The organism is Methylobacterium sp. ap11, assembly GCF_900110515.1.
Lineage (GTDB): Bacteria > Pseudomonadota > Alphaproteobacteria > Rhizobiales > Beijerinckiaceae > Methylobacterium > Methylobacterium ajmalii.
In genome coordinates this window covers 80,278-90,809 of record NZ_FOEB01000028.1, presented here as the reverse complement: position 1 = coordinate 90,809, position 10,532 = coordinate 80,278, and the positions used below count along the sequence as shown (strand labels likewise).

The window sequence follows — 10,532 nt, the reverse complement described above, 5'->3', positions numbered from 1 at the left end:
TCGGCCCGCTCGGTCTTCGAATCGAGCAGCCCGATGATCCGGTCGGAATCGCGCACCGAGGAGACCTCGGGGTTGGTGACGACGACGGCGATGTCGGCGTGGCGCATGGCCAGCGTGGCGCCGCGCTCGATGCCGGCGGGGCTGTCGCAGATCACCCAGTCGAACTTTTCGCGCAGTTCGCCGATGACGCGGGCGACGCCCTCGTCGGTGAGCGCGTCCTTGTCGCGGGTCTGGGAGGCGGGCAGCAGCGAGAGGGTGTCGAGGCGCTTGTCGCGGATGAGGGCCTGGGGGAGCTTGGCGTCGCCCTGGACGACGTTGATGAGGTCGTAGACGACCCGGCGCTCGGCCCCCATGATGAGGTCGAGGTTGCGCAGGCCGACGTCGAAGTCGACCACGCAGACGCTCTGGCCGGTCTTGGCGAGCGCCGCCCCCAGGGCGGCCGTCGTGGTGGTCTTGCCCACCCCTCCCTTGCCGGATGTCACCACGATGACCTTGGCCATGGATCCCCCTTACCGATCGAATTGCGAAGTCGCGGCCGGCGCGGCCGCTGCGTGTGTTTTCTTTCCGAAGCCCGCCCCGCCGAATTCGCCGGGAGGATGATGATGCTTAGTCGAGCGCCGCGGCCTTCATGGCGTCGCCTTCGAGCCAGACCTGCACGGCGCGGCCGCGCAAGGACGGGTCGATGTCGTCGGCGATGCGGTAGAGGCCGTCGATCGCGAGCAGTTCGGGCTCGAACTTGCGGCAGAAGATCCGGGCGCCGGGCGTGCCGGCGGCCCCCGCGATGGCGCGGCCGCGCAGCGCCCCGTAGATGTGGATCGACCCGCCGGCGATCACCTCGGCGCCGGAGGCGACCGAGCCCATCACCGTCACATCGCCCTCGGGGAAGAGGATCGCCTGGCCCGAGCGGACCGGGCTCTCCAGCATCAGCGACTTCGCGCCGGTCACGCGCTCGACGGGAGCGGCGGGCGGCGCCTCGCCGGGCATCGCCACCTCGCCGGAGGGACGGCCGCCGTTCAGGGGCGGCGGCATCCCGGGGCCGAGCGACCCCGCCCCGGCGCCCTCGATTCCCATGATGGGGATCTCGCGCGCAGTGAGGGCGGCCACCAACTCCCGGAGCGCGTCCCGGCTCGGGGCCAGGGCGGTCACGTCGAGGATCACCGCGCGGCCGGCGAAGAACGCCGGAGAGCGCTTGGCGAGCGCGTCGAGATCGGCGAGCCAATCCTCGATCGGCGCCTCGGGCGCGAGCACGACCGCCAGGAACGAGCGGCCGCGAAAGCGAATCGGTGGGCGGGTTTGGGTCTGGCTGGTCACGGGTTTACGACTCGTTACCAGCCCATCAGGCGCGCCGGATGGTTAGCGAATGGTTAACGCCGGTAACGAAGTGTTCACCTTTACGGTGAGGCGGCGGCGAGCGTGGCCTCGATGTGGCGCGCAAGCCCCGGATCGAGCCCGAGCCGCCGGGCGAGGTGATCGAGATAGGCCCGCTCCTGGGGCGTGTCGACCCGGATCGCCATCAGGGAGGCGGTGTAGAGCTCGCTCGCCTGTTCCGGGCCGCGGGCGAGGCGCGCCACCGCCTCGACGTCGACCGGCGCGCGCAGGGCATCCATCAGGAACGCCTTGTCGTCGGCGTCGAGCGCGTGACGGTCCATCTCGCCGAAGATCCGCTGCTGCTCGTCGGCGTCGATATGGCCGTCGGCCTTGGCGGCGGTGATCATCGCGATCAGGAGCGCGCGGGCCCGGTCCTGCTCGTCGGCCGGCGATGTCGGGGCGAAGCGGGTCCCGCCGAGCATCCGGGCCGCCTCGTCGGCGGAGGGAATAAAGCCGGCCGCCCGCGCCGGCGCGAATCCGCGCTGGCCCTGGTTCGCCTGCCAGCTCTGGTAGGCCTGGTAGGCCAGCGTGGCGACGAGGGCGAGGCCGCCGACCCGGCCGGTGGAGCCCATGCCGGATCCCATGCCGGGGATCCCGAATCCGCCCCCGCTATGTCCGCGCCGCCCGCCGAGCACGAGAGAGGCGAGCCCGCCGAGGATCGCCCCCTTGGCGCCCCCGCCGCCGAGGGACCGGGCGACCTGTTCGAGGGGGGAGGGGGCGTGCCCGTACTGGCCCTGGCCGTAGGGTGCCTGGCCATGGGGCGCCTGGCCGGGATGGCCGCCGAAGGGACTGCCGGAATGCCCGCCCCTGGGCGCGCCGCCGAGGAACTGGTCGAGCAGGCGCTTGGCATCGAACATCTGAGGTTCCTCCGGTCAGAGCCGACGAGATGGGGGGTAGGGGCAGTCCCGCAAGGGCTGCGACGGAACGGCAGCGGCGAAAGTTTTACCTCGTGTCGACAAGTCCAGCGCATTCCCCTCTCCCGTGTGGGAGAGGGGCCAGGGGTGAGGGTGCTACGCTTCAGTGTAAAGCGTTGAGTGTCGTGCTGGCAGCGGATGGTCAGAGCTTGACCGAGGACCGTGTCACCCTCACCCCTACCCCTCTCCCACACGGGAGAGGGGATCCCGCGACCTGCTGGTGCTCGGGTTTGTCAGATCAACATCGTCACCCCGGCCGCCGCTCCATCCCCGCCCAGCGCCGCCGGGTGCTCCAGGCGTAGCGGGTGTCGCCCTCCAGGAGGTGCAGGTGGTCCTGCAGCCGGTTGCGCTCCAGCCAGGCGAGCGCCGATTCCAGTTCCTCGGCCGTCATGGCGGCGCGGCTCTTGTTGCCGAAGAGGCGCTTGAGCACCGCGTTGTAGCGGTGGGGCAGGGGGGCGCCGGGGGTCACGCGCAGCTCGGCCTCGTCCTCCACCGCCTGCGCGGTCACCATGGCGGCGACCCGGGCGCGCAGCGCCCGCTCGATCCGGGAGGGCGGCACGGGGGCCGCGTCGCCCTCCTTCGCCTCGGGACGGGCGAGGGCGACGGAGGGGCCGGGCCGCAGCATGGCGTAGCGCAGGCCGAGCGCGTTGCTCTCCAGCGGTACGATGCCGTCGTCGGTCGGCGCCGGCGGCCGCGGCTCGGGCGAGCCGGCACCGGCCGGGCGCTTGCGCGGGCGCGTCGCGGTCGCCTGCTCGGTCTCGATCCGGGCGCGGAACTGGGCGAAGAGCGGGTCGTCGGGGTGGAAGACCAGGGCGTGCTGGTCGGCGTAGTCGCCGGCATGCGGATCGACCCGGGTCGCCCGGGCGATCATCTGCTCGAGCCAGGGGCGCGAGCGGATATGGGTCAGCGCCGCCACGACCGCGACCTCCGGGGCGTCGAGCCCCTCATAGGCCATCGCCACCGTGACCAGCACGGCGGGCTCCGGGGTGAGCCGGAAGGCGGCGAGCGCCGCGTGGGCGTCGGCCTCGGCCGAGGTGGCGATGCGCACGTCGCGCCGCGCCTGCTCCTCCGGCATCCAGGCCTGGAGCATGGCGTGGTAGCTCTGCGCGCTCGCTTGGTCGGGCGCGACGACCAGGAGCTTGCCCAGGCCGCGCACGGCGTCGGTGTTCCGAAGGCCGCGCTGGCGCCGCCGCTCGGCCCGCAGGCGTCGGGTGGCGAAGAAGGCTTCCCGCAGGAGATCGCGGGCAAAGCCCGTGCGGAGCGCCGTGAACAGGGCCGGCCGGGTCGTCGCGCTCGGGCCCGAGCCCGAGAGCCGGTGCGGGCCGACCCGGGCCTGGCCGGAGGTGCGCCCGCCTTCCAGCCAGCTCGCCTCGCCGTCGAGGGCGCCGAAATTGACCGGCAGCACCGCCTTCTCGGCGAGCGCCTCGGCGCGGGAATAGCCGATCACCGCCCAGCCCGGCGCGTCGATGTCGGGGCTCGGCGCGCCGTTCTCGGTGCGGTAGGGCAGCCACAGGATGCGCCGGCCGTCGGCCCGTTCCAGGGTGCCGGAGAGCAGGAGCCGCAGATGCGCGGCGCGAAACAGCGGCAGCAGCGCCTGGCTCCAGGCCGCCGCCTCGCTCCGTCCGGCCTCGCCCCCCGCCTCCCCGTCGGCCAGCGCCGGCAGGTGGTGGACCTCGTCGACGACGAGGAGGGTGCGGCGGCGGCGCATCTCGGCGAGGTGCAGGGCGGGGGCGGCGGCCACCGCCTGGTAGGTGGTGACGTAGCCGGCCAGGCCCCGGCTCGGGTCGGGCGAGTTGTCGGCGGCCCGCACCGAAAGGTTGTGGTCGAGCGCCGCCCGCCAGGCCGGATCGGCGAAGGCTTCTTCCGCCTGGAGCCGCAGGGAATCCCGGGGCACGACCCAGACCACCCGCTCGACGATTCCCGCGGCGATCAGCTTCGCGGCGGCGATGACCGGCAGCAGCGACTTGCCGCCGCCGGGCGTCACCGCGGCCAGGATGTCGTGGATGCCGGACGCCTCGCCGCGGGCGAGCGAGGCCACGAGCTCGGACAGGCTGCGCTGGTGGCTGCGCAGGGGGCGGGACGGGGCGCTCAAGGGGTGAGGGAATCACGAGCCATCGCCCGACCATGACGGAGCCGGTCGCGCTTGTGAATCCGGGGGACAAGCGCGATTTTCGCGTTTCCCACACCACAAACCGGTTGCGCGCCGGGCGCGAGTCAGCCGCGCCCGCGTTCCAGCATCCGCGACACCACCCGGGCGGTGAAATCGACCATCGGGACGATGCGGGCGTAGTTGAGCCGGGTCGGGCCGATGACGCCGACGACGCCCACGATGGTCTGGCTGCCGTCCCGGAACGGGGCGGCGATCATCGACGAGCCGGAGAGCGAGAAGAGCTTGTTCTCCGAGCCGATGAAGATCCGCACGCCCTCGCCGCCCTCGGCGCGCGACAGGAGGTCGATGACGTCCTTCTGGCTCTCGAGGTCGCTGAAGAGCAGGCGGATGCGCTCCAGGTCCTCGGCCGCCCGCAGGTCGTCGAGGAGGTTGGCCTGCCCGCGCACGATCAGCTGGCGCTCCTCGCTCGGTCCGACCGAGCGGGCCAATCCCGCATCGACCAGGCGCTCGGTCAGCTCGTCGAGCTCTTGCTTCATCGCCGTCCGGGCGGCCTCGATCTCGCCCCTGACCTCGCCGAGCGTGCGGCCGCGGATGCGGGCGTTGAGGAAGTTCGAGGCCTCCTGCAGCGCGCCCGCCGGCAGGCCGGCGGGCAGGTCGAGCAGGCGGTTCTCGACCGAGCCGTCGTCGGAGACCAGCACCACCAGGGCGCGGCCGGGATCGAGGCGCACGAACTCGATGTGGCGCAGGCGCGGGTTCTGCTTCGTCGTGACGACGACGCCCGCCCCGCGCGAGATGCCCGACAGCAGCACCGAGGCCTCGGTCAGCGCGCTCTCGAAGGTGTGGTGGCGCGAGGCGGCGGCGCGCATCTGCGCCTCGATCCGTCCCTTCTCCTCCTGGCCGACATCGCCGAGCTCGAGCAGCGCGTCGACGAAGAAGCGCAGGCCGTGCTCGGTGGGGAGCCGCCCGGCGCTGGTATGGGGGGCGAAGATCAGCCCGGCCTGCTCGAGATCCGACATCACGTTGCGGATCGAGGCCGGCGAGAGCGCCATCGGCAGGATGCGGGCGAGGTTGCGCGACCCCACCGGCTCCCCCGTGGCGAGGTAGCTCTCGACGATCTGGCGAAAGATTTCCCGCGAGCGCTCGTTGAGCTCGGCCAGGGCACGGGCCTGCCCGGAACCGCCCGGCAGGGGTGGAAGGTCGCGCGTGTTCATCAACCCAACGGCAGCCAAACGACCCCTCACTGTGCGGCCCTGCCGCGCCGCACGCAAGCGGACGGGACGCCGCGCGGCGGAAACCCCTTCGGTGTTGCAGGATCCCTTGGGGGCGCAGGATCCCTTGGGGGGGCAGGATCCCTTGGGGGGGCAGGATCCCTTGGGCGCCGCAGGATCTCTTGCGTGCCAGGAGCGCGGGGCGGGAGGGTGCCTGAACGGAAGCCGGCTCGCGATCTCAGTCCGCGTTCAGTCCCGCGGCACCATCGTGTCCCTCGACGGCCGCACCGCGGTGCGGCGAGACGAACCGGAGGCGACGATGCTGACGATGCGCAACCCGATGCGGGCCGGCCGGCGGATGCTGGCGGCGGCGGCCCTGGTGGCAGGTGGCCTTCTCGCGGGCGGTGCCGCTGAGGCGGCCCCCTTCGCGCCGGGCGCCGCCGGCGCGCCCGAGGGCGGGCCGGTCCAGGTCCAGTACGGCCATCACCACGGCTGGGGCGACCACCACGGCGGGGGCCGCCATCACCACCATCACCGGCGCCACCACGGCTGGGGGCACCACCACCATCGCCATCACGGCGGCTGGGGCCACCATCGCCCCCATCGGCACTGGGGTCACCACGGCGGGTGGGGCCATCACCACGACCGGCATCATCACCGGGGCTACGGTTATTACTGAGGGCCGGTTCGACCCGAGTTGAAGCCCTCATCCCCCTCTCGCTCTCAGGATGAGGTCGAGAGGGGGAAGCGAAGAGCCATCGAAAAGGTCGTTCGCGACTTCCACGGGCGCTCGCCGACGATCGGCTACGCCGCCCGTACGTGCTCCATGAAGCGCCCGACCTCGACGTCGAGCCGTTCGGCGTTCTCCTCGATCCGGCGCGACAGCGACGCGATGGAGCCCGAGGCGTTGGAGGAGACCTGGGCCGCGTCCTCGGTCGACAGGATCGCCTTCGAGCTCGCGATCGACTCGCTCGCGACGTTCGCCGCGCTTCCCGCGATCTCCGACACCGTGCTCTTCTGCTGCGCGATCGTCGCGGCGATCTCGTCGATGATGTGGGAGAGCTCGACGATCGTATCCTTGACGCTGCCGAGGGCCTCGACCGTCGTGCCGGTCGCCGAATGGATCTGATGGATCTGCCGGGCGATCTCCTCGGTCGCGCGGCTCGTCTCGCCGGCGAGCGCCTTGACCTCGGCGGCGACCACGGCGAAGCCGCGTCCGGCCTCGCCCGCGCGGGCGGCCTCGATGGTCGCATTCAGGGCGAGGAGATTGGTCTGGCCGGCGATCGTCCGGATCGCCCCGGCGACGGCGTCGATCTGCTGCGTGGCGTTCGCCAGCGACTCCATCCGGTCGACGGCGCCGAGCGCCTGCTGGACCGCCCGGGACGAGATCGTCGTCGACGCGTTGGTCTTGTCGACGACCTCGGCGATCGAGGCATCCAGCTCCTCGGCGGCGCTGGCGACGGTCGAGACGCTGCTGGAGGCACGCTCCGCCGCGGTGCTCGCCTGCGAGGCCTGCCGGGTGACGTGCCGGGAGGCGACCTCCAGGTCGCGGGAGGCGCCGCCGAGCGTCTCGATGGCCGCCCGCACGTCGCCGAGGACGGTCTTGACCGAGATGTCGAACGCCTGGACGGCGGCATCGACGGATTCGGTCCGGCGCTTGTCGCGGCCCAGGGCCTGCTCGCGGTCGCGGGTCAGCATCTCGCGCTCCAGGCCGCTGTTGCGGAACACCAGCAGCGTGCGGGCCATCGCGCCGATCTCGTCCTGCGCGTCGGTCAGCGGGATCTCGACGTCGGTCCGCCCTCCGGCGAGCCCGATCATCGCCTCCTGCAGGCGCGCCAGCGGGGTCGCGATCGAGCGGCCGACGAACACGGATATGCCGAGCCCGACCAGGAGCGAGGTGCCGATGACCGACATGATCAGCAGGAACGTCTGCGCCTGCGACGCGGTCAGCCGCTCCCTCGCGCCCACGGTGATCGCATTCGTCTTGTCCAGCAGCGAATCGATGATCGGCTTCACGAGCGCGAAACGGTCGTTGAGATGCTCGCCGGCGATCGTCGCGCGCTTCTCCGTCGCCCACCATTGCTGGAACGCGGCGGCGTAGGCCGAGCCGGCCTGCCTGATCGGCCGGCCTTCGTCCTCGTGAGCCGCCTCGTATCGTTTCAGCCAGCGCTCGAAGCGGGACAATTCGCCCTCGAAGTTGCCCTCCGCCGCATCGCTCGACGTGCCGCGCGAGGCCTCGACCTGCCGCATCATCCCGAGGGTTGCCGCCCACACGCGGATCCCGATCGCGTCGTCCTCCAGGAACAGCGGCTTCACCAGGCTTTCCAGCTCGTCGGACGCAGCCTTGAGCTTGCCGTTGGTTCCCTCGTCGGCGGCGTATCCGATGGTCTGCAAGACCTGGTCGACGTCCTTGCCCTTCGCCGAGATGACGTCGATCTCGGTAATCAGCTTGTCGATATCGCCGGCGATGCTTTCATGATTTGATATGGCCTTCAATTCGAGCGCACTGTCCTTCGCGCTGCGCAGCTGCGCTTCGAATGCGGCGGCGTGATTGCCGATGCGGCTGGACATCCACACGCGCGAGATGACCTGCAATTCGCTGATCTGGTTTCGAACCGATCCGGCGCGATCGGCCAGCGATTGATATCTTTGCTGGTCGGCGATGGAATCGCTGATGTCGTTCTTCGCGACGTAGGAAATCGCCGCGATGGCCGCGAAACCGAGGAACAGCACCAGATTGATGCCAGCGATGCGCGTGCGAACCGATATCTTGCTCAATTTGCAGGCACGGATCATCGCAAGGCTCCGATAAAATAGGCAATAGTCTATACTTGAAGAGAAATATTTAAAGCATCATGAAATTTTGAGACCATGTTGGTCTATATCCTGACATAGCGAACTGTTGTTGTCGATAAAAAATCCCGAGCTTGCCCGGACGAAGCGGACGTCGCGGGTCCGGCTTCCGACCGCCGCAAGGCCCCCGTCCCCTTGCCGCTCCCGGCGGCAGCGCCTAAGAGCGCGCGACCTCGCGATCCCGCGTCGCGCCGTCTCGCGCGCGACGCCTGCACAGGAGTTGCCCATGCGCCCCTCGAAGCGCGCCCCCGACGAGCTGCGCAAGGTCACGCTGGAGCGGGGCGTCTCGCGCTACGCCGAGGGCTCGTGCCTCGTGACCTTCGGGGAGACCAAGGTGCTGTGCACCGCCTCGCTGGAGGATCGCGGGCCGTCCTGGCTGCGCGGCTCCGGCAAGGGCTGGGTCACCGCCGAGTACAGCATGCTGCCGCGCGCCACCCACGACCGCAACCGGCGCGAGGTGAATTCCGGCAAGCCCTCCGGCCGCACCCAGGAGATCCAGCGCCTGATCGGCCGCTCGCTGCGCGCCGTCGTCAACCTGCCGGCGGTGGGCGAGCGCCAGATCGTGGTCGATTGCGACGTGCTCCAGGCCGATGGCGGAACCCGCACGGCGGCGATCACCGGCGCCTGGGTGGCGCTCCACGAGTGCTTCACCTGGATGCGCGGCCGCTCGATCATCTCGGTCGACCCGATGCGCGACCACGTCGCGGCAATCTCCTGCGGCATCCACAAGGGCACGCCGGTCCTCGACCTGGACTACGCCGAGGATTCCGGTGCCGAGACCGACGCCAACTTCGTCGTCACCGGCTCGGGCGGCATCGTCGAGGTGCAGGGCACGGCGGAGGTGAAGCCGTTCTCCGAGGAGGAGTTCCTGAGCCTCCTGCGGCTCGCCAAGGCGGGTGTCGCCGAGCTGGTCGCGCTCCAGAAGCAGGCGATCGCCTGATGGGCCGCCTCCTCTCCGGGCGGGTCGTGATCGCGACCCACAATGCCGGCAAGCTGCGCGAGATGCGCGAGCTGCTGGCCCCCTTCGGCGTCGAGGCGGTCTCGGCCGGCGAGCTGAACCTGCCCGAGCCCGACGAGACCGGCACGATGTTCGCCGAGAACGCCGCCATCAAGGCGCGGGCGGCGACGGACGCCACCGGCCTGCCGGCCTTCGCCGACGATTCGGGCCTGTGCGTGAACGCGCTCGACGGGGCGCCCGGGCTGTTCTCGGCCCGCTGGTCCGGCGGCTCGAAGGACTTTTCCGGCGCGATGGCGCGTATCGAGCGCGAGCTGTCGACCCGTGGCGCCACCGACCGGCGGGCCCACTTCGTCTCGGCCCTGGTCCTGACCTGGCCGGACGGGCACGAGGAGCTGTTCGAGGGCCGGGTCTTCGGCGAGCTGGTCTGGCCGCCGCGCGGCGACAAAGGGTTCGGCTACGACCCGATGTTCAAGCCCGACGAGAGCCCGCTCACCTTCGGCGAACTCTCGTCGGAGGAAAAGCACGGCATCGACTGGGACAAGCGTGAGGCCCTGTCGCACCGCGCCCGCGCCTTCCTGGCGCTTGCCGCCGCCTGCCTGCGCCGGCCCGGCTGAAGACGAAAAAGGCGCCCGCTCCGACAGGAGGGGCGCCTCGAACGGTCGGGGCGGCGCGCGGCCGCCCTGTCCCGATGCTTACGCGACCGTCAGGCCGACATCGACGTTGCCGCGGGTGGCGTTCGAGTACGGGCACACCTGGTGGGCCTTCTCGACCAGCGTCTGGGCGGTCGCCTTGTCGAGGCCCGGCAGCGAGACGGTCAGGTCGGCGGTGATGCCGAAGCCGCCCTCGGAGCGCGGGCCGATGCCGACCTTGGCGGTCACGGTGGTGTCGGCCGGAACCGCGATCTTCTCCTGGCCGCCGACGAACTTCATCGCGCCGAGGAAGCAGGCGGCGTAGCCGGCCGCGAAGAGCTGCTCGGGGTTGTTGCCGGCGCCACCGCCGCCGCCGAGCTCCTTGGGGGTCGACAGCTTGACGTCGAGGCTGCCGTCCTGGGTCTGGGCGCGGCCGTCGCGGCCGCCGGTCGCGGTCGCCTGGGTGGTGTACTTCACGTCGACGGACATCGG

Annotated in this window: 10 protein-coding genes; 3 read left to right on the top strand and 7 right to left on the bottom strand. The window is 71.2% G+C overall.

Going from position 1 to position 10,532, the window contains the following annotated elements; all coding sequences use genetic code 11:
• The 5 genes from minD to hrcA form a co-directional block, all read right to left on the bottom strand.
• Positions 1–500 (bottom strand): septum site-determining protein MinD (gene minD / locus BMX97_RS28020; protein WP_091754445.1); only part of this gene is annotated, 500 nt, incomplete at its 3' end.
• Between the two features lie 106 nt (positions 501–606).
• The gene (gene minC / locus BMX97_RS28015) at positions 607–1,311 is read right to left on the bottom strand and encodes a septum site-determining protein MinC (protein ID WP_091754444.1); all 705 of its coding nucleotides are present in this window, start codon (positions 1,309–1,311) and stop codon (positions 607–609) included.
• Between the two features lie 80 nt (positions 1,312–1,391).
• Positions 1,392–2,225 carry a tellurite resistance TerB family protein gene (locus BMX97_RS28010; protein ID WP_091754443.1) on the bottom strand — a complete coding sequence of 278 codons (834 nt, stop codon included), beginning with the start codon at positions 2,223–2,225 and terminating at the stop codon, positions 1,392–1,394.
• A gap of 304 nt (positions 2,226–2,529) precedes the next feature.
• Entirely contained in the window at positions 2,530–4,374 is a 1,845-nt protein-coding gene (locus BMX97_RS28005; protein ID WP_091754442.1) for a DEAD/DEAH box helicase, read from the bottom strand.
• Between the two features lie 122 nt (positions 4,375–4,496).
• Positions 4,497–5,603, bottom strand: a complete 1,107-nt coding sequence (hrcA, locus tag BMX97_RS28000; protein ID WP_091754441.1) for a heat-inducible transcriptional repressor HrcA — start codon at positions 5,601–5,603, stop codon at positions 4,497–4,499.
• 316 nt (positions 5,604–5,919) lie between these two features.
• Between hrcA and BMX97_RS27995 the strand changes: the two genes are divergently transcribed.
• Positions 5,920–6,279 (top strand): hypothetical protein, encoded by a 360-nt coding sequence (locus BMX97_RS27995; protein ID WP_177202377.1) that lies wholly within the window; start codon positions 5,920–5,922, stop codon positions 6,277–6,279.
• Between the two features lie 125 nt (positions 6,280–6,404).
• On the opposite strand, the gene BMX97_RS27990 is transcribed toward BMX97_RS27995, so the two are convergent.
• Complete coding sequence (locus BMX97_RS27990; protein ID WP_091754440.1) at positions 6,405–8,396, bottom strand: methyl-accepting chemotaxis protein; 1,992 nt, start codon at positions 8,394–8,396, stop codon at positions 6,405–6,407.
• A gap of 283 nt (positions 8,397–8,679) precedes the next feature.
• On the opposite strand from BMX97_RS27990, the gene rph reads away from it, so the two are divergent.
• Together rph and rdgB are read left to right on the top strand one after the other, a co-directional pair.
• The gene (gene rph / locus BMX97_RS27985; RefSeq protein WP_091754439.1) at positions 8,680–9,393 is read left to right on the top strand and encodes a ribonuclease PH; all 714 of its coding nucleotides are present in this window, start codon (positions 8,680–8,682) and stop codon (positions 9,391–9,393) included.
• Positions 9,393–10,025 carry an RdgB/HAM1 family non-canonical purine NTP pyrophosphatase gene (rdgB, locus tag BMX97_RS27980; RefSeq protein ID WP_091754438.1) on the top strand — a complete coding sequence of 211 codons (633 nt, stop codon included), beginning with the start codon at positions 9,393–9,395 and terminating at the stop codon, positions 10,023–10,025. The genes rph and rdgB overlap by 1 nt, the downstream gene beginning before the upstream one ends.
• 78 nt (positions 10,026–10,103) lie before the next feature.
• Here the strand turns inward: rdgB and BMX97_RS27975 are convergent, their stop codons facing one another.
• On the bottom strand, positions 10,104–10,529 hold the full coding sequence (locus BMX97_RS27975; RefSeq protein WP_060847397.1) for an organic hydroperoxide resistance protein: 426 nt from the start codon (positions 10,527–10,529) through the stop codon (positions 10,104–10,106).
• Positions 10,530–10,532 lie beyond the last annotated feature (3 nt).

Coding starts and splice junctions, on each gene's coding strand:
- BMX97_RS28010 (WP_091754443.1), bottom strand. CDS start 2,225: ATGTTCGATGCCAAGCGCCTGCTCGACCAGTTCCTCGGCGGCGCGCCC.
- hrcA (WP_091754441.1), bottom strand. CDS start 5,603: ATGAACACGCGCGACCTTCCACCCCTGCCGGGCGGTTCCGGGCAGGCC.
- BMX97_RS27995 (WP_177202377.1), top strand. CDS start 5,920: ATGCTGACGATGCGCAACCCGATGCGGGCCGGCCGGCGGATGCTGGCG.
- BMX97_RS27990 (WP_091754440.1), bottom strand. CDS start 8,396: ATGATCCGTGCCTGCAAATTGAGCAAGATATCGGTTCGCACGCGCATC.
- rph (WP_091754439.1), top strand. CDS start 8,680: ATGCGCCCCTCGAAGCGCGCCCCCGACGAGCTGCGCAAGGTCACGCTG.
- rdgB (WP_091754438.1), top strand. CDS start 9,393: ATGGGCCGCCTCCTCTCCGGGCGGGTCGTGATCGCGACCCACAATGCC.
- BMX97_RS27975 (WP_060847397.1), bottom strand. CDS start 10,529: ATGTCCGTCGACGTGAAGTACACCACCCAGGCGACCGCGACCGGCGGC.